Genomic DNA, 24,761 nt, shown 5'->3' with positions numbered 1-24,761 from the left:
GCTTTTCCTTCTTGATAGACAAGCTTAAAATAAAAAAGGATAAGCTGTTTATTTATGGACTGCTACACAGGAGCCTCTTTTTAATAAAGAAGACTCAAACACAATATGTCTTGTCTCTCCCCCCTGCAGCATGTCAAACAGCAGCTCCACGCTGGTCAAGGCCATTTGCTCGGCGGGCTGGGAGATGGTATCGATGGAGGGATGATAGAATTCAGCCTCTTCAATGCCGTCAAAGCCTATAAGAGAAATGGTTTCAGGTATCTTAAGCCCGCTTGAAAGGATAGCTTTGGCGGCTCCGATCGCTACGATATCCGCAAAAGCAAAAACTGCCGTCATATCCTTATTCTGCTCAATCAGCTGTTTCATCATTTTAAAACCAAAATCATAACCGGATAAAGAAGAGAATTCCGATGCTACCAGGGAGGAATCAAAGGGAACATTATACTGCTCCAGTGCTCTTAGATATCCTTTATATCTTAAAGAGTTGGGAGTCATTTCGTCCACAGGTGCATTCATAATAAAGCCTATCCGCCTGTGGCCCAGTGAAATCAGGTATTCCACTGCCTTAAAGGCTTCAAATTCATCATTGATACGGACACTGGAATAGCTTTCCAGGGACACTTCCTCTCCTGCCGATACTGTCAGTAATACGCAGGGAATCTTTAAACAGCTGAATTTCGAGGCAGTATAATTAAAGGAACCTCCCATAATGATTACCCCTTGAAGATTCCTGTCCTTTGCTTCGGAAATCGCAATATCCAGCTCATTCTGCAGATTTGTGACATTTTGTATAATAAGCTGATACCCTCTTAAAGCTACCTTTTGCTCTATTACCTTTATCATCTTTTGAAAAAAAGGATTCGTTATGGATTTTACCAGCAATGCCACACTTTTGGATTGGTTGGATTTTAGATTTCTGGCACTGTTATTAGGAATATAGTTATATTCTCTTACTACAGCCATGACTTTTTCTCTTGTTTTAGGGCTTACAGGCCCTGAATTATTGATAACTCTGGATACAGTTGTTATTCCAACTCCTGAAAGCTTTGCTATCTCTTTAATCGTTACTTCCATATTCCTCATCCTATACTAATTATTTTTCTATATCCTTAAAGTACATTTTCCTGTTTTATACTTAATTTATAATTATACTACAAATCATCCGGCTTTGCACCAACAAAACAGGCGGAATTTTTCTCTGTAACAGGAAATTGGCAGGAACTATTCCTCTCTCAGCTTTCACTGGTAAGATTATGCATCCCTGCCATTTTCCTTATTTATTTATATTTTATCAGAACATTTTAAACCATTATTTAGAAGCGTTGTAGGCTGCCCATTGGTCATTTAATTCCTTTAACACATTGTCAATTCCTGCTGCCTTTAACTGTTTCCTGTAATCTGCAACTGCTGCCTTCGGATCCTGTGAGGTCTTACCTAAGAGTATCTGGATACCAAGCTGTGCATCTACATTGGCAATAGCAGATAATTCGGTATTAACCTTTGCAGTGTCGAAGTTGAATCCAATGAAAGGATCATCAATGGCTACTTTGGACCAAGCTTCATTTAAAGTATAACGGCGAGGATCTTCTGTTGCCTGAGGAATATTTAAAGCATCTGTACGGAATGCCCATGCAGCAAATCCGCCGCCATCCTTTGTAGCATCATAAGAAGCAGGCTGTGTGATCTTACCGTCTTTTACTTCATATTCTCTGCCTTCAATACCATACTGGAATAAATTGTAGCATTCTTTGTCTGTCATTAATTTCTCAATTACCTTTAAGCATCTGTCCGGATATTTGGAATTCTTGCTGATTCCGGTAGCAGCACCGACACCGGTAGCTTTTACAATCTTTCCGTTTGCTTCAGGGAAGCTATAGAATTCTGTTTCAACACCGGGTAATTTCAGTACCTGATTACCATAGTTACCTGTCCAGTCCGGCTGATGGCTGATATAAGCTGCAGACAGATCATTGTAGAAATTATCCTTATCATCCTGGGAAGAAGATAAAATATCCTTTGACCAGTAACCTTTTTTAGCCCATTCATTCATCTTTACAGCAAATGCTTCAAATTCGTCTGTAAATGCCGGTGCAAAAATCTTGCTGGTATCGCTCTTATCAGCTGCTAAGTATAATTCACTGGAAGGAATACCAGGTGCATTAAGCCATCCGCCTGTGGTTGCAATAAGCATTCTGTAAAGATCGTTTGCCAGGTTAACACTTCCGTTTAAAGGAACCTTACCATCAGCAACTGCTGCATCCATGTATTTCTCCATGTCTGCAATGGAACCGATAGTGGGCACCTTGTACTTATCCATTAAATCTTTACGGGATACAAAGCCGTATGCTGTATATTCAGAATAGTTGTTAGGTACAGCATAGATTTTTCCGTCAACCTTAACATTATTCCACTTATCTGCCAGCTCTGTTTTAAGAGCAGGAGCATCTTTATCAATCAGATCTGTGATGTCGTAGAGTGCATCCTGTTTAACAAGTGTAGAATAAGGTACATTTGCAGTAGAAGATACATAAGCCATATCGAACTGCTCACCTGATGACCATAATAAGGGATATTTTGTTGCGATATCGCCCCAGTCAATATACTTCACTTCAATCGTAGTATTAATACTTGCTTTTAATTTCTCATTGAGCTTGGCAAGTATATCCTTATTGGCAACACCTTCGCCGCCCCATAAGTAAAGAACCAGATTTACTTCCTTGGAATCATCTGTTCCGTTATTTGTTGTTCCTGCCCCATCATTTTTTGTTGTTCCGGAATTGTTCCCGCTATTGCTCTTACCACACCCGGCAAGCATTCCGACTGACAAAACTACCACTAATAACAATGCGATAATTTTCTTCATGTTATTCCTCCTTCATATTATAAAAATTTATAATAAGCTGTTAAACAGCATATTACCACTATTAATAAGAATTAACCCTTTACAGCCCCAATTGTTAAACCACTTACAAAATACTTCTGCACAAATGGATAAACTAAAATAATAGGACCGATTGCCGCTACTGCCGTTGCCATTTTTATGGACTCTGAAGGCAGGTCTGCGGTATTGATACTTAACCCCTGTTGAACCAGCAGCTGAACATTAGCCTGGGTAACTATCTTCTGCAAAAAGAATTGGAGGGGATATTTATTTGTGGATTGTATATAAAGCATGGCATTATACCATTCATTCCAGTAGCCAAGGGTCAGGAATAAGCCGATGGTCGCCAGAGAGGGCTTTGACAAAGGCATAAATATCTTCCAGTAAATCCTGAAATCACCGGCACCGTCAATGGCAGCTGATTCATATAAGGAATCCGGTATGGATTTCATGAAATTCCTCATAAGGAAAATGGACCAGGGGCTCATAAGTCCCGGTAATATCAAAGCCCAAAGGCTGTCTTTTAAACCGAGGCCATTTACCATTAAGATGTAGCTTGGTATCAATCCGCCGCTGAACAAGGTTGTAAAGTAAATAAAGAATGAAATCTGGTTACGGAATTTAAAATCATTTCTGCATAATACATAACCGCCCATTGACATCAGGAATAAACCAAGCAGGGTTCCTCCCACTGCAATCGTTATGGTGGTCTTATATGCATTTGCAAGCTTTGTCATATTGCTTCCCAAAAATTTGTATGCACTAAAGCTGATCTGACTTGGTATTAATTTATAACCTTCTGTCAGGATTTCCTTCTCATTCATAAAGGATGAGGATATCAGCAAAAGAAAGGGAAACAGGCATATTAATGCAAAAATTGTTATCAGTGCATAGAAGATGGACTTCATTACCTTTTCTTCTCTGCCGATTATTTTTTTATTTTTTATCTTTTTAGAATTACTCATTTGACCCCTCCTAAAACAATGCGCTGTCCGGCTCTATCTTTTTAACTACAGTATTTACCAACAACACGAGTATCAATCCAAAAATCGACTGGTAAAAACCAACGGCGGCACCCTGGGAGAAATTAAACTGCCCCACAAGGCTTCGGAATACGAACGTATCAATAATATCCGTCTGCTTGAATAATACTGAGTTTGTTCCAATAAGGTTGTAGAACAAATCAAAGGAACCCTTTAAGATTCCGCCGAGACCAAAGAGGAAAAGCAATATAACAGTAGGCTTTAATAACGGCACTGTCAGGTATCTTATCTTCTGTGTAGGCGATGCTCCGTCAAGGGCTGCAGCCTCATAGATATCCTGACTGATACCGGTAATGGTCGCAAGATAAATGATCATACCGTAACCGGTTTGGCTCCATACCTTGAAAAATACAATAATATATTTCCATATTCCCTGATCGGAATAAAAATCATGTTTGGGAAGTCCCAAATTTGAGAATAATGTATTAACAAAGCCATGGTCATAATTAAAGAAGTTATAGGCAAAAAATCCTACGATAACCATTGATATGAAATACGGTAATAATATAACGGACTGGGATATTTTTTTGAACCATTTACTGCCCAGTTCGGAAAGCATAATGGCAAATGCCACTTGAAACAAATTGCACAAAACCAGGAAGGCAAAATTGTAAAGAAGCGTATTCTTTGTTATCCTCCACAAGTCACCTGTTTTTGCCAGAAACTCAAAATTCTTTAGACCTACAAAAGGACTGCCGAATATTCCCTTACCAATGCTATAATCTACGAAGGCGATATACGCTCCCGGCATCGGTATGTAGGCAAAGACGATAAAGTAAACTACAACCGGTAAAATCATTAAGAACAACACACGTTTACGTTTTACTTCGTGAAAAAAGTTCTTAAAATGGATTGTTAATTTTCCCATATAAAATCCACCCTTCAGCTCATTTTTTAGATATACTTACTATTCTACCCAATAAATCCAATTAAAAAACACGATCATTTGTATCTTTCTTTCATGGTATCGTTTCCATTTTTGAATTAAATTGTGATTTATGTGTAGATTATATAATCCTCTGGAGGTTTTGTCAAATGGTTTTTTATATTTTTATCATAATTTTTTATTGAAAATTTTCAAAAAAGATATCAGTTATTCTGCAATTGTTGTATTCTTTCCTTATAATGTCTGAAATTTTAGACAAAAGAAATTTCAAAAGCCCGTTCTTTTCATTGACATTTTCGCAAAGCAAGGATATAATGTTTTCAATAATCTACAAAAGTGGTAACGTTTTCAGTTTTAGTTTTTCATTTTCATAACTGATGAATTTATCATCTTTAAAGAAAGGACTCCGTGTTATGAACTTATTAGATAACTTAATTGAATTTAAGCCGGGCAAAACAAGCTACCGCTTTCTGCCCACAGGTGATATTTTTGAATTTAACCATAACGGCATTATGTTAAATGAATTCTGCGGAAATTCAAAAGATGGCTCTCCCAATAACATATATCTTAGAATATATAAAGAGAATTCTATCATCGCACATCCTCTTTTAGGAATCCGTTCCCATTCAGTCTTAAAGAAAAGTGATAATTCTCTTCTTTATACCGGAAAAATCGAGAATATTTCCTATGAAGTAATTTTTTATGCCATAGAGGGAATATGGTTCTGGGAGGTTGCACTGGCTGGTAATGGCGAAACCGTAGATTTGCTCTATGGTCAGGACATTGGTGTGGCTTCCCAGGGAGGCGTGCTTACCAATGAACTATATGCAGCACAGTATCTGGGACACAGTGTATTTGAGACAGAGAATGGCTATACCCTTTGCTCCAGGCAGAATCAGGACCAGGGCGGTGTCTTTCCTTATCTGAGACAGGGCGGCATCGGCAGTAAGATCATTCATTATTCCACAGACGGCATGCAGTTTTTTAAGACTTCCTATAAGGATACGGATATTCCTGCAGCCCTTACGGAAGACTTACCGGATGTGAACTATCAGTTTGAATTTTCCTATACTGCTCTTCAGACAGAGAAATTCAAGCTGGATTCCCTTAAAAAAGTATTCTTTTACGGACTTGCAAAGGAAGATCATCCGGAAGCAATTAGTACCCTTGAGTTTGATGAGGAAATAAATGCCGCCTATAATTCCCTGAAAAAAGAAACGTATGTAACCTGCCCTGCAGTTACCCTTAAGGCAGAGTTCGGAGCTCCTTATTCTTCCCCTTCTCTGTCCAATGAAAAGATTTTTTCCCTGTTTCCCTCCCGTACTTTGGAGGAATATGAAAAGGATACTCTTCTCTCCTTCTTTACAAAGGACCACAGTCACATTGTAACAAAGGAAAAGGAGCTTCGTACGGAGCGCCCCCACGGCACCATTTTCATCACCTGCCCGGATACCCTGCAGGGCGATGCGGCAAAGGAGCAGGAAGAGCAAGACCAAGGTGTCATGTCAAGTACAGCCTATATGTATGGCTTATTCAACGGTCAGACAGTTCTTGGAAATACTTCTTTCCACAAGCTCCTGTCCACACCGAGAGGCCTTATAAATATTCAGAAAAACTGCGGCCAGCATCTGTATGTAAAGCTTCAGGGCACCTACCGCCTGCTTACACTGCCAGCACTTTTTGAGATGGGCATGAATTATGCAAGATGGTATTATGTCATCGAGGATGACCTTTTAAGCATCACCTCCTATACTGCCGCTCACAAGCCTTTTGCAGTTTTAGAGGTTACCAGTCTTAAGGCGAAGCAATATGACTTTATTCTGACGAACCAGCTGGTACTTGGGGAGAACGAACACGCAAAGGATTTGACCTATACTGAAATTCCTGGCGGCTTACGTTTTGCGGATATTTCAACAGAATACCCCGACCTCCATTTTGATATGCTCTTTACCGGAGCTCAATGGCAGGCCGGTGATGACCGGATTTTCTTCGAAGACGGCCTTTCAAGGGATGATAGCTTCTTAACGATTAAAATAAAGGAAACCGGAAGTTTTAAATGTATTATCAGGGGTTCTTTCACAGCCGGCCAGGCAGAAGTCCCGCCTTCCCTGGATTTCGAGGAAGAAAAAGCCGCTGCTAATCAGTATTACAAGCAGTTGAACAGAGATTTCCAGCTTCAAACGGATAAGGAAGAATTAAACGCCCGCATTGAGATTCTGAATCAGACTTCCTGGTGGTACACCCATAATGCCATGATTCATTTCTCCTCTCCCCACGGACTGGAACAGCCCGGAGGTGCAGCCTGGGGAACCAGGGATGTATGCCAGGGACCGATGGAATATTTCCTGATGACCCAGAACTATGAGCTGGCAGGCAGGATAATCTTAAATATCTTCTCCCACCAGTCCCATTCTACCGGAGAATGGCCTCAGTGGTTTATGTTTGACCGCTATACAATGGATGCCGGTGAGTGCCACGGCGATGTAGTATTCTGGCCACTTAAGTGCATTGGTGATTATCTGGAGGCTTCCGGCGATTATGCATTGCTTCAGAAGGAAATTCCTTATTCCGATGAAAAAGGCCAAAAGGCTTCCCTTCTCCTTCATATAAAACGTGCCTTTGAAGCAATACTGGAGCGTTTTATCGGAGATACCGGCTTGATTACCTATGCCGGCGGAGACTGGGATGATACCCTGCAGCCGGTCGACCCCATTCTTCGTGAGCATCTTGTAAGCTCCTGGACAGTAGCCCTTGCTTTCCAGACCCTAAAACGCCTTGGTGCCGCACTGAAGGATATTGATGAGGAATTTGCAAAGAAGCTCACGGAAAGGTCCGAAAAAATCGCTGCCGATTTTGAATCCCTGCTGATAAAGGATGACATCATACCGGGCTTTGTGCTGTATGATAACAGGGATATAAAATACATGCTCCACCCTCTTGATACCGAAACCGGAATTAAATACCGCCTTCTTCCCATGACCCGCAGCATTATAGCGGAACTGGTCTCCCCGGACCAGGCACAGACCAACATGCAGACAATTAAGAAGCAGTTGAAATTCCCTGATGGCGTTCATCTTATGAGCCGCCCTGCCCGTTACAGCGGAGGCGTAAGCAAGCTCTTTAAAAGAGCTGAACAGGCGGCCAATGTCGGAAGAGAAATCAGCCTTTTATATACTCATGCCCATATCCGTTATCTGGAAGCCTGCGCAAAAATCGGTGACGGCAACACCGCCTGGGACAGCCTGTTTACCATTAATCCCATCCAGATACAAGCTTCCGTGCCTACTGCCTGCTTAAGGCAGAGCAATATGTACTTCAGCAGCTCTGACGGAATGTTTATGGACCGCTATGATTTTGCAGAGAACTTTGATAAGCTTAAAAGTGGAAGCATTCCTGTAAAAGCAGGCTGGAGACTGTATTCCAGCGGCCCCGGAATCTATTTGAACCAGCTGGTATCCAATATTTTAGGCATCCGCTTTTTGCCCGATTCCCTTGTGCTTGACCCTGTGCTTTCGGATAGTCTTGACGGACTTAAGCTCACCTATACCTGCTTTGAAAAGGAAGTAACCTTCTGCTATCGTATGGTAAAGTCCTCCAATGAAAAGGAATACCAGAACCTACAGAGCAGAATTACTGTGAGCATCGGCGGTACTCCCGTTACCGGTGAGGTTCTGTCCAATCCTTACCGTGAAGGCGGATTAAAAATAGACCGAAAAGTTCTGGAGAACGCATCCAACCAAATTGATATTTTTGTAAAGCTTCCATAAATGAGGCTTTACAAGAAAGGAACTGCTTATGAATACCTATGAATTGAGAGAAGACAGGCTGCTTCTGGCAAAAAAGCTGGCTGCTGAAGGAATCGTACTGCTTAAAAATGATAACTCCCTTCTCCCCCTGGCAAAAGCTGCCCCAATTGCCGTCTTTGGACGTGCACAGCTCGATACTCTTATCGGAGGAAGCGGCTCCGGTGCTACCTCTTCTGACGAAACAACTATTATAGCTGAAGAATTTAGCAAAGCCGGCCTTTTATTGGAAGAAAAGCTTGAAACCTTTTACCGGAATTCCCTGGACCGGGAGCGCCAGAATGCTCCTGACCCGGAGGAAGAACGTGCTAAATTTACCGAGCTTCTAAACAGCGGCCTGATTTATGAAATCTTTGGAAAATACCGGGCTCCTGCCGTGGAATTTCCCGTTCCCGAAGAGTTGATCGCAGCCATCCCCTCCTCCCGCACTGCCTTTCTGATTCTCGGCCGCGGCTCCGGCGGTGAGGAATGCGACCGCCGTGTGAAAGAGGATTATTACCTTACGGAATCCGAAAAGGAACTGCTTCATAAGGTTGCCTCACACTTTAGCCAGGTGGTATTGGTATTAAATGTAAATGGCTTTATTGATTTAAGCCTTGCACAATCCTACCCTTCCGTACATGCTATCCTGTTCCTTGGTACCGCAGGAGAACAGGGAGCTGCCGCACTTGCAGATGTGGTTACCGGAAGGACCACCCCCAGCGGCAAGCTTCCCTCCACTATTGCTTATTCCTATGAGGATTACCCCTCCTCTAACCTCTTCTTTACCAATAAGGACGAGCCGGAGACTATCCTGACCTATGAGGATTTTGGATTATCCTCCGCGGATAACCACAGTACAGGCTTTGCCAAAAGTCCGGCTGCCCTGTACAAAGAGGGTATCTATGTAGGCTACCGTTACTTTGACACCTTTAACATACCGGTTATGTATCCCTTTGGTTTCGGCTTATCCTATGCCAATTTTCACATAGAGAATACCGGTGCCATTCAAGAAGGAGAAAACCTTCTGATAAAGGTAAAGGTCACAAATAAAAGCCGCTTATATTCCGGAAAAGAGGTTGTACAGCTCTACGTCAGCGCCCCTTCCCTTCACCTGGAAAAGCCTTATCAGGAGCTGCTCGCCTATGCAAAGACAAAGGAACTGGCTCCGAGTGAAACCGAGGAGCTTACACTTACCTTTCCCTTAAAGGAACTGGCAAGCTATGATGAAGCCTACGCTGCCTATCTCATTGAAGAGGGCATGTATTTCCTCCGGCTCGGCAGCTCCTCCAGAAATACACAGGTCATCGGTAAGATTCAGGCTGCCGAAACCCTTGTAACTGCCCAGCTTACGAACAGGCTGTCAATCTCCCCTGCCAATAAAAGCAAGCTTACGTTTTTAAGCAGCAAAGGAGCAGTCTCCTACTCCTATCAGGGTGAGGAAGAGGAAAAACAGAAGGCTCCCTGTCTCCTGACTTTACAGCAGAAGGATTTTAATATCAAAAAGAAAGATTTTAATATCAATCAGAAAGATATTAATACCACTCCTATAGATTTTAATACCACTAAGAAAGATAACTCTAAAGAAACCTGTACGGCTACCTCCTCCTATGAAAGCAGGACCTCAACTTCCCTTTCCCTGGAATCAGGCACCTTAAAGTATGTCAGAGACGGTCTTCTTACCCTGGAAGAGCTGGTTGACAAGCTGACTGTGGAAGAGCTGGCCGTATTGCTGAATGGTTACGGCCCCGGACTTCCCTTCGGAGGTATGGGAGGCATATACTCTTCTACCATCCAATATGAGGACGGTACGGATATTGCTGTCTCCACCCACCCCACAGGCTTTGCCGGTTATATATCACCTGCCCTCCCCCAATACGGCATTCCTTCTGTCTTTTATAAGGACGGCCCCGCAGGAGTCCAGATGACTGCCTGGCCTACGGGAATCTCCATGGCCTGCACCTTTAGCAAAGAGCTCTTGAAAGAATTCGGAGCTGCCTGTGCAAAAGAAGCAGCCATGCAAAATGTAGACAGCTGGCTGGCACCGGGAATAAACCTTCAAAGAAATCCTGTGGGAGGACGTAACTTTGAATATTATTCCGAGGACCCAAGGCACACCGGCTTCTGCGGCCTTTCCATCACCCTTGGTGCGGAGGAGGAAGGCATTACCACCTGTCCGAAGCACTTTGCACTGAATGAGCAGGAAACCTACCGCAGAGGAAGCACCAAGAATTCCTTTGATGCCCTGGACTCCATCGTAGAGGAGCGTGCCGCCAGAGAGCTTTACTTAAAGCCTTTTGAAATGGTCGTTCAAAACAGCAAGGTGTCAACCCTTATGACCTCCTTTAATAAAATAAACGGAGTATTTGCAGCCGGTAACAGAGATCTTTGCGAAGGTATCTTAAGAGAAGAATGGGGCTATGATGGTATTGTAGTAACTGACTGGGGTGACATGGACATTGTAGTAGACGGTGCCGATGCCATTGCCGCCGGCAACGATGTCATCATGCCGGGAGGACCTCCGGTAATTAAGCAGGTTCTAAAGGGCTATGAGGAAGGGCGCGTGACCCTTTCTGATTTAAAGAAATCTGCCCTGCGTTTTCTTAAGTATGTTATGGACAGTAACAGCTGTAAAAACTACTGGGAGAATTTCTAAAAATTGTCATATTAAAAAACTTAATAAGAAACACTATGAGAATTCCCAAGCTCATAGTGTTTTTTTCATTCATTTCTCACTAGCAGCTATGCCTTCTCAATAAGCCGCATTTGGGCGAGGATTTCCCAGGCACGATCTTGTGTGTGAAAATAGCTTTTAATTTTCATGCTAACAGCTATGCATACCCATACGCCACAGGATTGGGCCGAGGTTTTCGCAGGTACGATCTTGTGTGTGAAGATAGCTTTTAATTTTCACACTAACAGCTATGCATCCCCAGTACGCCGCAAAATTGGGTCAAGCTCAAAGTTACATCAAATTATTATTGACTATACCTGTCTATCATGATAGACTTAACATAATCTTATAGTCTAGCGCGATAGACAGCAATTTGCACAAATGCCATCCATACTATAAATTCACTCAATAGGAGGTAAAAAGCCAAATGGAAAAGAATTTAAAGCTCTATGATGCAGAATACCGCTTTGCCTGTATTGTATGGGACCATGAGCCTGTACAATCCGGTGATTTAGCCAGAATAACAGAACAGCTACTGGGCTGGAAGCGCACTACCACCTATACGGTACTAAAGAAGCTGTGTACCCGAAAAATCCTGCAAAATGAAGGTTCCATTGTTACTTCTCTGGTAAAGCAAAGGGAAGTACAGCAATATGAAAGTCGTGAGGTAATGCAGAAGAATTTCGGAGGCTCCCTCCCCCAGTTCATCACCGCCTTTCTTGGAAATAACAGCCTCTCTGAAAAGGAGGCTGAGGAAATCAAGGGACTCATCGACCGTTATAAGGAAAAAACCTGATAGGAGGTATTTATGGTAAACATGCTTTTTTCCCTGTTTCATATTATCTTAAATATGTCCCTTACCTCCTGCGTGGTCATACTGGCAGTATTTCTGCTTCGCCTGCCCTTAAAGAGGGCTCCGAAGATTTACTCCTATTTGCTGTGGTTCCTGGTATTATTCCGCCTCCTGTGTCCCGTTACCCTGGAAAGTACCCTAAGTGTATTCCGCCTGTTTGAAAAGGACGATGTAAAAATATCTGTAATGGAGCCTGTTCCCTATGATATCGGCTATCAGGCAGTCCCGGAGGTCGGCTCATACCTCCCGCCTGTTACCGAAGCCGTGAACCAGTCCCTCCCTGCTGCTACTCCTTACAAAAGCCTAAATCCCATGCAGGAAATTCTATATCTTGCTGCCTTTGTATGGATAGCCGCAGGCGTACTGCTTTTTGCCCGTACTCTTTTTTCCTATTTCCGGTTAAAGAAACGCTTATCCACCGCTTGCCTGATACAGGATAATATTTATCAGTCAGAGGAAGTTCAATCCCCCTTTGTATTCGGCCTGCTAGCCCCTAAAATATACCTTCCCGTTAACCTGTCAAAAGAAGAGACGGAATACATTGTGCTCCATGAAAAGACCCATATAAAAAGGTTTGATTACATTTTTAAATTATTATGGCACATTGCCCTATGCCTTCATTGGTTTAACCCACTTGTCTGGCTCTCCTTCCGATTGATGGAAAAGGATATGGAGATGAGCTGTGACGAAGCAGTCCTTCGAATCCTTGGTGAGGGTATTAAAGCAGATTACTCCTATTCACTCTTAAGCTTAAGCCTTAAGAAAGAAAACACTGCTTTGGGAAAGCTGCCGCCGTTAGCCTTTACTGAAACCGGATTAAAAGCCCGGATTAAAAATGTGCTGAATTATAAGAAGCCAGTACTCTGGTTATCCTCCCTCCTGCTTACTGTTATACTTATGACGGGAGTAACTCTCCTTACCAATCCCCAATCGGATAAGACTTCCCTGGCAGATAAAAATACAGAGCAGCCACAGGCTGCCCAGGCAGTAAGAGAAGAAAAAAACACAGCAGGCAGCATGGCATCGGAGAAGGAAACAGCCCGGAATCAATCTGCCTTAAAAAATCCCACTGGTGCTGACAGCCAGTCTCCGGCAGGTGAATCCTACCAGATTAAAAGATATGTTCGGAACATGAATTTCGTAATGACCACAGACATTGAATCCAGGGACACAATGAAACTGATAGACCAACTAATCCTAAATATGTATCTTTCCTCTACCTACCAGGAAGGTATCAATGTCAAAGCTTTGGAGAAGCATTGGGAGATAACAATATTATATGGCAAGTACAGCACTCCCTCTGAATTTTATCTGTATCAGTCAGATGGAATACCCTACCTCCAGTCCGTTAAGGGCAATTTCTGTTTCAAAATTTCCTTAAAGGATTATAACACCTTGCTTACCCTGCTGTACCCGGATACTGATGCAGCCAATGCAGTGGAGAAGAATTTGAGCACGATTATGAACTCCCCTGCTGAAAGCAGCAACCCCTCGGATTATTTGAAAAAACATCCCAAAGAATGTGAAAACATAAGGAAATATGGAGAAAAAGCCCTTTATTATATGCTTACCTGTTTTTACAAGGGTGAAGGTGATACCTTAAAGGGATATTTGATGATGTACCTGTGTGAAGATATATTGGGAGACCGTTCAAATGAAAAGGACATAAATACTACCCCTGGAGAGTGGTACCGATATCTTTATATTCAACCCCAAACCGCGCTTCCTGATTTTACATACCAGGGAGATAACAAGATCTTAAAGCTTGTCTATGAAACAGAAACGAAAATGCACCCCAATCAGAAGCCGGGATTTACCATAGTTTCTCCTCATCTTTTCGGATATTATGAAGAAGGAGATGCCTTAAAAGTATTTGCCACCACTCTCTTTCATTATTATATTCTAAACGGAGAGAAGCTAATGGACATGGGAGGCGGTGTTACACCATCCGCTATGACCTTCCGCAAAGAAAAGGACGGCAGTTACACCCTGACAGAGTATGAACAGGCAGCGGACGGGAGTTACTTTAAATCCTCCATAGAAGCTTACTGCGTCCTGCCGCTTTCCGGCAAGAAGATACCGGGCCTGGCAAAAGAAATAATGGACCATTACAGTAATTATTCGGACCTGATCTCACTAAGTAAAGAGAACCTGAAAGCATACCAGAAAGAATTTGGCCTGGAAAATGTTACTATAAAGCCTTACATTATTACAGAATAATAAAACAATTAATTATTATACAGCTCCGGATTTTCTCCATCCGAAGCTGTATTTATTTTAATCATGGCGTTCTTCCATATTGTCATAGGTTTCACAGAACCTGGCCGCAAAAGCAGGCTCTTCACCTGCGGCATACAGATGCGAAATATCTCCGAAGGAACTCATACGAAAGCAGGCAATTCCCTTTCTGCGCTCCTCGGTAATAAGAGTTGTCACTGATGTTGGAGCAGCACAAAACCCATGCCATAAAATCATAGGTGAGATACCCAACAGATGTCCCAGCATTACACATTCAACTCCAAAATGACAGAACAGTACAATCGTATCGTTATTTGGTCTGACAGCATGGTATAACCTGCCCTCACGCACATAGCCATGCTCTTTTAATATTTCATCCAGACCTGCATAGACCTTTAATGCTTCCTCCTGAACATGTCCCGCCTGCATGACCGGTGTTTTGTGCCAGAGATTTCTGTCATAATATTCCTCAACCTTCGTCCAGTCTGCCGGAAGCCAGTCCCAAGGCACACGCTCCGTACCAGTATTTTCATCGATAATAGGAGCCTCGAACTCTCTGAGCCAGGGAAGCACTCTGCCTTCGCGGTTCATTTTCTTTAAAGAAACGGATGCCGTATCCTTCGCTCTTCCCAGGGGAGAGAGATAGAATTCCTTCACCTTCATAGCAGTAACCTTGTCCGAAAGCATTTCCGCTTCCCTCCAGCCTTTTTCCGTAAGGGAATCTATGGAATAGTCAGGGTCCCCGTGACGTATGATTATTAGCTTCATTCCTACTTCCTCTTTTTCTATTTAAAAATCCTCTTCCACTATAGCTTCTATTCGGTGAACCAGCATATCAATGGCAATATCGTTAAGGCCGCCTCTTGGGATAATGATATCGGCATATTTTTTATAAGGCTCTACAAACAGCTCATGCATGGGCTTTACCGTCTCAGTATACTGGTTAATGACAGAGTCAAGACTTCTTCCTCTTTCATTAACATCCCTCTTGATTCTCCTGATTAACCTTTCGTCGGCATCGGTGTCCACAAAGACCTTAATATCCATCAGTTCTCTTAATTTTTCATTTTCAAATATCATGAAACCATCAATAATAATGACTTTTGCAGGATTTACCCTTACCGTTTCCTTCAGCCGGGTATTCTCAATATAGGAGTACACCGGCCTGTCAATGGCAATTCCCTGCTTTAGCTTCCTGATATCCTTAATTAAAAGCTCCGTATCAAAGGCATCCGGATGGTCATAATTGATCTTTGTCCTTTCCTCCGGTGACAGCTCTGAAAATGGTTTATAATAATAATCATGGCTTAGTAATACCACACGGTCATTACAACTGCTCTGCAAACGGTTAACAACGGTTGTCTTACCGGAAGCAGAGCCTCCCGCAACACCAATAACTACAATATCTTTCATTCGTTCCTCCAACTGGCTTTTCTGTTCTTATCCTCACACTATACTACTACAGTACGGTATTAAAAATCAATCCCTTATTTCGTTTTGGGATACTAATAGGATGAATAAACCGATGATGCTGTTTCAGAAACGAATTATCGTGGCTCTGCAATAAATGGCCATCCTTCCAAATGAATTCTATTTTATTGTTCAACTACCCCAAAATCATCCACATAAACAAATGCTGTACCGGACTTCTTGTAAGCATACACAGTTGCACTGGCAGCACCTGCTTTGGTAGTAAAAGGAATGCTTACCATTGTCCAGGAGGTACTTGCAGATGTTACAGTTACATCTGTTCCTCCAAAGCCGCTGACACCAATCTGAATCTGCGCTCCCGTATCTGCCTTAACCCAGGCAGTACATATATAGCTGGTATTAGGACTTAGCCCCGTAAGAACCTGCTTGATACCATCTTCCCCTGTCCCCAGTCTCACACTCTTAGAGCAGCTTCTTGAATTCGATACGCAAGCTGCAGTTCCTGAATGTGTTGTGACCCAGGGGGAGATTATTCCATTCTCAAACCCTGACTGCTTCACGATATTATCAAAAAGTACACTGATATTCTCAAAGACCGGTTCAGGAGGCGCGGTAAAATTATACCCTGCCTTCCAGTCGGTACCGCCGTATTCATAAGCCCCAATATCCGGTTTAGAACCAATATAACCATCCGTAATTCCTGGTATTACAACACCAGTGTTAATGGCCGGAGAAGCTGCCTGCAGCCTGAAATTAAAGGCAGCAGGATCTACAAATAAGGGGTTGGTTCCCGAAGTAATATTATTTCCCTCTTTATGTGTCCCTGGCAGTGTAAAGGCTGTAGTAAAGATGTTATTAAAAATCCTGTCACCATACATATCTGTCTGAAAATCACTTCCCCAATATCCCACATTTCCGTTACTGTAGGTGGTATTGTTATAAATCAGGTTAAAATTACTTGGTGTATTCAACCTAATTCCCGTATAGTTTCCCCATACGACATTGTGATGCACAATATAGCCCTTACTACTGTTATCCAGATAGATACCACTGCCGGAATAATTCTTTGCCAGATTATCATGAATGTAATTATGATGAATTACGGTCCCTTGCCCATCCCAGGCAAATTCATAGAGTATTCCGCAGTCTCTTGTCAGCTTTCCTGCATTGTACAGATTATTATACTGTATCCGGCTGTTCTGGACAGGCATAAATATCAGATGACGTCCAGCGTTATATACCGTATTATGACTGATTAGATGGTTTGACCCCAGCAGATAGATTGCCGGGATATCCGCTGCCGAATAATCCGCTTCATGGATAAGATTATTAATTAGCTTATTTCCTGTTCCTTGTATACTCACCAGATTACCGGAACTGTAGCTCAAAGTACTGTTTCTAAGCTCATTATTGGTACCGGACATAAATATCCCTGTACTGTATTGGCTGGTAATATCCGAATCATGACTGACATATTCCGCAGTCATACCAGAAACTTTACAGTAATTAGAATCAGACATTTTAATGCTGGAGGCAAAGATATTAATTCCGGTAATATTGATATAAGAGCGGGAACTTAAATCAAATGCATAAGTCCGCTTCTTTGCTTCTACTGTCAAAGTATTTGGATTAACTCCGCCAGGTGCCCATAAATAAAGCCTGCCGTTACTGTTGTCGTAATACCATTCTCCCGCACTGTCAAGGTCTTTCAGATTACCGGTAATATAATAGCTGTTACCGGCTGCCGCTGCAATACCCATTGCATCAAAGGTAATGGAACCGGCACTTGAGCCTGTGATAGTGCTTTTATAGGATTTGTAACCTGTTCCCGGAACACACCAAACAGTTTTGCCGACCCAGTATCCTGCTGCCTGAGATAAGTCCCCGTCTTTGATGGTCGTGGCGGAACCGGAATCAACCGTTGCAAATGTAGAATTTAAGGGATCAAGTGTTGCTGAATTGGGCCATCTGGCTTCAAATTGCATTTGCTTATTAACAAATATCTGATTTTTTGTTCCAAGGGAACCTGTCATGGCTGCATAATAGATGGAGCCGGAGTAATTGACCCAGCCAGTGACCGGATCGGCACCGGATACTGTTACGGTCTCTCCTGTATAAGCCTTAAGATTTATGGGATTTGCAGAAGTTCCGGAAGTATTAAGTGTTACTGTTTCCCGGTATATACCACCTCGTATGATACAGGTATCTCCGGCTGTCATGGTATCTGCTGCCTTTTGTATAGTTTTCCAGGGTTTAGATAGTGTACCGGTTCCGGTGATGTCATTCCCCGCCGTAGAAACATAATATACGGAAGCTGCCTTTGCGCTTCCCCCACTCAGGTTAAAAGTAAACAAATTAATCAGCATAATTACAACTAAGAACATACTGCCTTTTCTCTTCTTCACAGCTTACCTCCTGTAATAAATTTTATTTTCAGTTACGGCTTTTGCGCATGGACTTAAGTTCACTGCTAACTATGTTCTGCTATTAAAATCCATGCGTATATATAAGCCATGGTTATTTTATCGACCTATATCAGCACACAGTCCATGATTCTTTCGGCTGATACACTATCCGCTTACACCCTGATTATTTCACAAATAAAAGCCATGCATAAAAAGGGATTCCTCCCAAATTTATGCATGGCTTTTAAATTCATTCCGGGGTTCCTTCATTTTGCAGCTGCCCCTTGCTTCAATATTTATATTACCGCAGATAAGAAGCCTGGAATTCTTTGGTTATCTCTGCTATTTCCTTAATTCCATCGATATAAGGCTGATACATTTCGTATGGGTCTATAGCTCCGTAGGCCCCGCAGGCGGAACAGTTTTCACAGCCGCCGCCACCGCAGTTCAAAGAATCCCTAATCATAGCAGATTTTTATTCTGCCTGCAACACACTGCTGGCATTACCAGAATTGGTCTCCTATTCTAATTCTTTTCCTTTCTCCATCTTAAGAGAAAGGCAGAATTGGTAATTACCGCTACGGAGCCTGCATTATGTACCAGCGCTCCTACTACCGGTGACAGTACGCCGGTTATTGCAAGTGCAATGGCAATGAAATTTAACAGCATTGAAGCCGCCAGGTTGATATGAATAGTTCTCATCATTTTCTTTGACAATTTCAGCAAATGGGGCAGTTCCTTAATATCATCCCTGATGAACACCAAATCCGCCGCCTGGGTGGCAATATCGCTGCCGATTCCTCCCATGGCAATTCCAACATAGGCTGCTTTAAGAGCAGGAGCATCATTGACTCCGTCTCCAATCATACAAACTGCCTCTCCTGCCCTTTCATAATCTTTAATAATTGCAAGCTTATCCTCCGGCAGGCATTGGGTATGTATTTCTCTGATACCTGCTTTCTTTCCCATAGAAAGACCTGCTCTTTTCTCATCTCCTGTTAAAAGAGCGGTCTCTATGCCGGTATTATGAACTCTCCCTACAACATCTTCGATACCCGGACGCAGTGTATCAGCCAGGGCAATAAAACCAACAGCGGTATCTTCCCCTGCCAGATAGATTACCGTACTGCCGTTTTCCTTTGCTGCTTTTGCCTCATCCTTCAGCTTCTCCGGTAGCTGAATTCCATTTTCCTCCATGAACACTTCATTGCCGGCAAAAGCAGGCTTTCCCTCATATAACCCACTGACTCCTTTTCCGGCAGAGATTCTGAATTCCGTTGCTTCTGCCAGGCTGCCTTTTCCATACATTTTATAATGCTCCAGGATTGCTTTCCCCAGGGGATGCTCCGAACGAAGCTCCAGTGCGGCTGCCATATTCAGCAAAGCCTCCTCTGTTAAGCCATCCGTTCCCTTTATCCGGGATACCTTTAATTTCCCGCAGGTAATGGTGCCTGTCTTGTCAAAAGCAACACGTTTAACCTTGGAGAGTCTTTCCAGGGCGTCACCCTCCCTGACCAGGATACCATACTTTGAAACATTCCCGATAGCCGCCATAATTGCTGTCGGAGTAGCAAGAACCAATGCGCAGGGACAGAATACCACCAAAATGGTCACAGAGCGGATAATCTCCCCTGTAACAGCCCAGGTAATAAGGGCAGAAAGAAGGGCAATCACAACAATCCAGGTAGCGAAGCGGTCTGCAAGCCCTACAATCTTCGTCTTGCCGGCATCAGCCGATTCTACCAGCTTTACCAAACGCTGGAAGGAGCTGTCCTCCCCTACCTTTTCAGCTTTCATGTCAAAGGAACCGAATAGATTCACTGTACCGGAGGATACCTCATCTCCTTCCCCCTTGTCTGCAGGCAGGGATTCTCCCGTCATGACAGACTGGTCAATGGAGGTCTGACCCTTTATAATGACTCCATCCACTGCTACGGTTTCTCCGGGAAGCACCCGTAAAATATCCCCTGCCATCACCTCACTGGCGGGTATGATACTTTCCCTTCCCTCCTTTATTACTCTTGCAGCCGTAGGCGTCATATGTACCAGGCTTTCAATTCCAGCCCTGGCCTTTGCCACTGTCCGCTCTTCCAGATAGGCGCCGATGGTCATGATAAAGGCCACCTCCCCGGCAGCAAATATTTCACCTGTTATAACAGAGGCAATCAAGGCCATAGAAACCAATACATCTGCCTTTATATCAAATTCCGTGATCAAACCAATTACAGCCTCTTTTATAATTGGAATACCGCATAGTACTATTGCCAGCCAGGCCGCATCTGCCGGCAGCCTGCCCAGGTTAAAAAAGCTTACAATAAGAGCAGGTAAAGAAACTGCTAAAAATAAAAGGGTGCGTTTTTCTCCATTCCTTAGAAATTCTATCAACTTTGTCTCTCCTTTTCCTTTCAACGCTTATATACCTATAGGGGGTATATGTATATTGCCATTATACCCATAGGGGTATACCCTGTCAATAGAAGTTCTGGAAAAGAAGCTTGCTATGAGGAACAAAGTGTAATCCCCTCAACTCTCCTTCCCTTCATTGACAGGAGTTCCATCATAGTCTTATGAATACAAAAATCACCTTGTATATAGCTGGTACAAGGTGATTTAAAAATGAGTATTAATTTTTCTCTTGTAAGCGGTGCACGGGCTTAAAATACAACTTTTATACCATCCCTGATGTCCGAAATTCGATAGGCGTTATGCCATAGTGATCCTTGAATAATTTAAAGAAATAATTGGGTTTATTATAACCAACCCTGGCTGCAATTTCCGTCACAGATAAATCTGTATGGAGTAATAAATTTTCTGCTTCCTTTAGCCTGATCTGGCATAACAGATCCCTAAAGGTCTGCTTCGTATTCTGCTTAATCATCCTGCTAAGATAATTTTCATGGAAATGTAAGTCTTCCGCCATATCCTTTAAAGTAATGTACTGATAATTTTTCTGGATGCTGTTAAGAATTTTAGTAATATTTAAATTCTCCTTTTCAATCTCCTTAAACATTCGAATATCACTTTCCTTCATTCGCATGAGATTAATAAAAAGCAGGGATAAGAAGTTTTTCACAGCACCTCCCCAACCAATATTATTCTTAACATATTCATAAAACATATTGCATATCAATGCATCTATAATATCCTTACCTTTCAAGTCAAAAACAATAAAAGAAGCCTTCGTCATATTTTCATTCAGTGCATGCATTAAGAATTTCTTCATCAGGACATCCTGATTTATTTCTTTAAATTGGTCCATTTCAATATAATCAAAGGGTATCATGCATTTAAATACAATATCCTCTTCGCTTAGTGTCTCAATGCCATGAACAACATTTTGATTCACTATACAAAGTTCCTTTTCCTTTAAATGTAATACGTTCTCTTCGCTATTGATATAATAATTGCAGCTCCCCTTATACACATAGTCTATCTCAATATAAGTATGCTTATGTAAGTACATGACAGTAGTTGAATCCTGCCGGCTGATATCAAAATCTTTTATTTTTTTGACCGGTGCCACGCTATTCTTTACAAATTCTTTAATATCCATTGTATCTCTTTCAGTATGGTATCTTTTGATATAGTCCAGAAATTTGAGAAAAATATTGTTCATAATGAATTCTTCATCCAAAACCTGTTGAATGTTCGTCTTTAACTTATTTCTAATCTCTTCCTCCTGTTGATGGATCAGATCTAATAACTCCTCTTCTCTTATGTACATCTCTCTCCTCCGATAAAAGAAATAAGCTGTCAAAATACCAAGAGTTATTATAACAGAATTTGAGAATGAAAGCCATACTGCTTTTAGTCTGCTTACTAAATTATTTCATCGTATCTTAATTTAATGCAGTATGGAAAGAAATAATTACTTTACTCCTGCTGTTAATAATTCACAATCAGTTTATATTACATATTTCATTCATAAAGTCATTCATGAACTCTCCTATTAAAGTGACTTCTATTTTAGATACTTCACCATTTGATAATACAAGCTCCAGGGAGGAATCTGTAAGACCCTTAAGCCCTTTGTTTGCCTGAATTTCCGATAGATTAAGGGATAATTCATAATTTAAATCAGAAATATATAATTTATCTTTCGTAAAAACTGCTGCGTTCTTCATATTTCCGAATGTATCCATTGCAGCGGCAGCAATTACCTCGGATTTATCAATATTATTTTTATCAAGTGAGCATATCTTAAGATTCTTCATCTTTTTCTCATCAATGTTTTGTACCAGATAGACCTTCTTGTGATTCTCGAACTGTATCAAATTAGTGATAATCGACTTTACTACATTTTGCGGTTTCCACACCGGCACACCTGTATCTTTATTTTCCTGTTCATCTGACAGAAATTTATTTTTAAATAAATACCCTAAGTATGTATTTGAAATCATTACGTTATTGGAACTGTCCCCTGAATAATGCTCCCCATGCTGAGAAATAAAAGTGCATATATCCTTAAATTGCTTTAGTCCCGCTCTTTCACCAAGTGCACCATACCTTCCTGTTTGCATGCTCACTAAAGAATATCCCTCAGCTATAGCATTTGCCTGGAAAGTCCAATCAAGTTCAATTTTGGTTAGTCCGTTTTGCCATACATGTGAAATTTCACGTAAGAATGGTAACTTCAAACTCTTTAATTTAATCTGTTCTGCCTTATCTACACACAGCCATTCGCATACGCGAATCTTCTTTCCTATAAAAAAAGGAATTCGATTGATAAAGGTTTGATAAAGTGATTCTGTGAAGGTTTGCTTTTTTTTGATCCGATACTGGATTGGATTCTTTAATGAGACAGGTATAACCTTGAAATGCTGTCCCGGAAGAGGCGTTATTCCACTAAAAGGCTGATAATAGTATTGGACTTGACTCCCTTGGCGTAATGTATATATTTGAAGAAAATCATATGCTGCATTTCCCCCTACTAACGATGTTAATGCAGAACCTAATGCTGCTTTTGAAGAACCCACTTCCCGAAGCGAAATATTTTGAATATTTATAAATTCAATTCCTTCTTTGCTGCACTCCGCCTTTAACTGTTCCTCTCTTCGTTCATGTGATGTCTCTATGCTCTGACTGAATGATGTTGCCATATAATCGCGCTCCTTCATGTATGCTGATTTCGATAAGCTTTTTTGCTGCCTTCTTATATTTATACTTCTATTGAATCTTGATTGAGTATGCTCCGGAGGTACTGCTGCCATCTTTTGTTACTTTTACATAATAGGTACCTTTCGGTAATTTTTTGCTATTACCATTTCCTACATAAGGAATTGCTGAATCTTTGGCAGTATATTCATTAATATAAAGTCCTCCAAAAAGATAGTTTTCGGAATCATAAAAAGATAAAGTTACGTCTCCAGTAACATCTCCAGTAAATGTTATTGTTACATGCTGAGCCTTATTTAATGTAATTTTATACCAATCTTCCTTTGAGGTTGTATCCTTAGCTAGAATCAGCCCCTTTGATCCAGTTCCTAACTTCAGAGAGGCAGCTTTTGTTTTTTTATCCCCGCTTTTATCATTTATAGCGGTAAATTTATATTTGATTGAGTAGTAGGAATCACTCCCATTTGACAATTTGATATAGTATGTCCCCTGTGCCAGGCCGGTAACAGAGCCCTCTGCTAAAGACTCTCCTTTCGAAACCAGCTTCTTCTTACCACCTGCTGCTTCATATATATCAACATCCGCATAGCACTTTTTCCCATTTGCATATGTAGTATATACCTTCACAATTCCCTGGCTTTTCAGTGTTATTTTATAAAAATTACTGTCTTTATTGCTTAAAAGTGTAACCAATTTACTTTTTCCCTCTGTCAGGCTGTCATCATCAGACGAATAGATATCAGCTGCAATCGTGAAATCAATATCTTCTTCCTCAAAGGTTCTTACAGATGCATAATATGTTCCAGCTTTAGAAATAGACAATCCCATACTTATTTCTGTTTTTGAAGAAGCATTTAAAGAGGTATACGCAATATCCTTTGTAAGTCCTTCATCCGAATAAACGGTTATAGAAACAATATCCGAGTTGTTTCCCTGATAATGAAAACGTAATAGACCGGAACAGTCTGTTGTTACTTTTATTACTGAGCCTCTGACATATCCGTCGTCTCCTACGGCTGACAGCTTGCCAGTATAAGTACTGTTATCCAGCCCTTCTTTTCCGGTTTTGATTGTAACAGCTTTGATTTCCCCGTCTGCAGCCTTAACAACTTTCCCATTGAATGCCATTCCTGCCAGAATCAGGGTTAGCATAAATGCATACTTCCAGACTTTCATAAAATTTTTACTTTTCATAATTCTCTTTCTCCTATTGTACGTTATTTTAAGAGGATATCCTATTAAACCGTATAGGAATACCAGGAAATATCCTTAAATTCCTGTGGGGTCTAATACTTATATCTACACTCATCTATTATTTTATTCTTACACGTTATTAAAACAATCCTCTATTCTTACTTGAGATATCCTTTAATCTTACAGTATTTTTCCTTAATTTCCTGTAAATGGGGCTGTTGCAAAAGGAAGCTCTGCGGAGTATGACTTGCCATAATGC

General features: G+C 41.6%; 16 protein-coding genes. 4 read left to right on the top strand and 12 right to left on the bottom strand.

What is annotated here, in order from left to right; translation table 11 throughout:
• Positions 1-48 precede the first annotated feature (48 nt).
• From BUB77_RS12815 to BUB77_RS12800, 4 genes are all read right to left on the bottom strand, one after another.
• The gene (locus BUB77_RS12815) at positions 49-1,074 is read right to left on the bottom strand and encodes a LacI family DNA-binding transcriptional regulator (protein WP_073276487.1); all 1,026 of its coding nucleotides are present in this window, start codon (positions 1,072-1,074) and stop codon (positions 49-51) included.
• 235 nt (positions 1,075-1,309) lie between these two features.
• On the bottom strand, positions 1,310-2,863 hold the full coding sequence (locus BUB77_RS12810) for a DUF3502 domain-containing protein (RefSeq protein ID WP_073276485.1): 1,554 nt from the start codon (positions 2,861-2,863) through the stop codon (positions 1,310-1,312).
• Between the two features lie 71 nt (positions 2,864-2,934).
• Complete coding sequence (locus tag BUB77_RS12805; RefSeq protein WP_084124192.1) at positions 2,935-3,846, bottom strand: carbohydrate ABC transporter permease; 912 nt, start codon at positions 3,844-3,846, stop codon at positions 2,935-2,937.
• A 10-nt stretch (positions 3,847-3,856) separates the two neighbouring features.
• Positions 3,857-4,792: an ABC transporter permease gene (locus tag BUB77_RS12800; protein ID WP_073276483.1), complete on the bottom strand. Its 936-nt coding sequence runs from the start codon at positions 4,790-4,792 to the stop codon at positions 3,857-3,859.
• Between the two features lie 431 nt (positions 4,793-5,223).
• On the opposite strand from BUB77_RS12800, the gene BUB77_RS12795 reads away from it, so the two are divergent.
• The 4 genes from BUB77_RS12795 to BUB77_RS12780 all read left to right on the top strand — a co-directional run bounded on the left by BUB77_RS12795 (position 5,224) and on the right by BUB77_RS12780 (position 14,339).
• Positions 5,224-8,577, top strand: a complete 3,354-nt coding sequence (locus tag BUB77_RS12795) for a GH36-type glycosyl hydrolase domain-containing protein (RefSeq protein WP_073276481.1) — start codon at positions 5,224-5,226, stop codon at positions 8,575-8,577.
• Positions 8,578-8,605: 28 nt separating this feature from the next.
• On the top strand, positions 8,606-11,248 hold the full coding sequence (locus BUB77_RS12790) for a glycoside hydrolase family 3 protein (protein WP_073276479.1): 2,643 nt from the start codon (positions 8,606-8,608) through the stop codon (positions 11,246-11,248).
• A gap of 445 nt (positions 11,249-11,693) precedes the next feature.
• Positions 11,694-12,062, top strand: a complete 369-nt coding sequence (locus BUB77_RS12785) for a BlaI/MecI/CopY family transcriptional regulator (RefSeq protein WP_073276477.1) — start codon at positions 11,694-11,696, stop codon at positions 12,060-12,062.
• A gap of 12 nt (positions 12,063-12,074) precedes the next feature.
• Complete coding sequence (locus BUB77_RS12780; RefSeq protein WP_073276475.1) at positions 12,075-14,339, top strand: M56 family metallopeptidase; 2,265 nt, start codon at positions 12,075-12,077, stop codon at positions 14,337-14,339.
• Between the two features lie 57 nt (positions 14,340-14,396).
• On the opposite strand, the gene BUB77_RS12775 is transcribed toward BUB77_RS12780, so the two are convergent.
• The 8 genes from BUB77_RS12775 to BUB77_RS12745 form a co-directional block, all read right to left on the bottom strand.
• The gene (locus BUB77_RS12775) at positions 14,397-15,125 is read right to left on the bottom strand and encodes a histidine phosphatase family protein (RefSeq protein WP_073276473.1); all 729 of its coding nucleotides are present in this window, start codon (positions 15,123-15,125) and stop codon (positions 14,397-14,399) included.
• A gap of 21 nt (positions 15,126-15,146) precedes the next feature.
• Complete coding sequence (udk, locus tag BUB77_RS12770) at positions 15,147-15,770, bottom strand: uridine kinase (RefSeq protein ID WP_073276471.1); 624 nt, start codon at positions 15,768-15,770, stop codon at positions 15,147-15,149.
• A 182-nt stretch (positions 15,771-15,952) separates the two neighbouring features.
• Positions 15,953-18,193, bottom strand: coding sequence for a right-handed parallel beta-helix repeat-containing protein (locus BUB77_RS12765; RefSeq protein WP_073276469.1), 2,241 nt, complete (start codon positions 18,191-18,193; stop codon positions 15,953-15,955).
• Positions 18,194-18,494: 301 nt separating this feature from the next.
• Positions 18,495-18,659: a hypothetical protein gene (locus BUB77_RS29915; RefSeq protein WP_170866645.1), complete on the bottom strand. Its 165-nt coding sequence runs from the start codon at positions 18,657-18,659 to the stop codon at positions 18,495-18,497.
• Between the two features lie 59 nt (positions 18,660-18,718).
• On the bottom strand, positions 18,719-20,578 hold the full coding sequence (locus tag BUB77_RS12760) for a heavy metal translocating P-type ATPase (RefSeq protein ID WP_073276467.1): 1,860 nt from the start codon (positions 20,576-20,578) through the stop codon (positions 18,719-18,721).
• Between the two features lie 283 nt (positions 20,579-20,861).
• A complete protein-coding gene (locus tag BUB77_RS12755) occupies positions 20,862-21,917 on the bottom strand; it encodes an AraC family transcriptional regulator (protein ID WP_073276465.1) in 1,056 nt (351 codons plus the stop codon).
• Positions 21,918-22,092: 175 nt separating this feature from the next.
• The gene (locus BUB77_RS12750; protein WP_073276463.1) at positions 22,093-23,292 is read right to left on the bottom strand and encodes a hypothetical protein; all 1,200 of its coding nucleotides are present in this window, start codon (positions 23,290-23,292) and stop codon (positions 22,093-22,095) included.
• A 67-nt stretch (positions 23,293-23,359) separates the two neighbouring features.
• Positions 23,360-24,502, bottom strand: coding sequence for a hypothetical protein (locus tag BUB77_RS12745; protein ID WP_073276461.1), 1,143 nt, complete (start codon positions 24,500-24,502; stop codon positions 23,360-23,362).
• Between the last annotated feature and the right edge of the window lie 259 nt (positions 24,503-24,761).

Source organism: Anaerocolumna jejuensis DSM 15929 (genome assembly GCF_900142215.1).
GTDB lineage: Bacteria > Bacillota > Clostridia > Lachnospirales > Lachnospiraceae > Anaerocolumna > Anaerocolumna jejuensis.
This window is presented reverse-complemented; position numbering and strand designations above follow the sequence as displayed.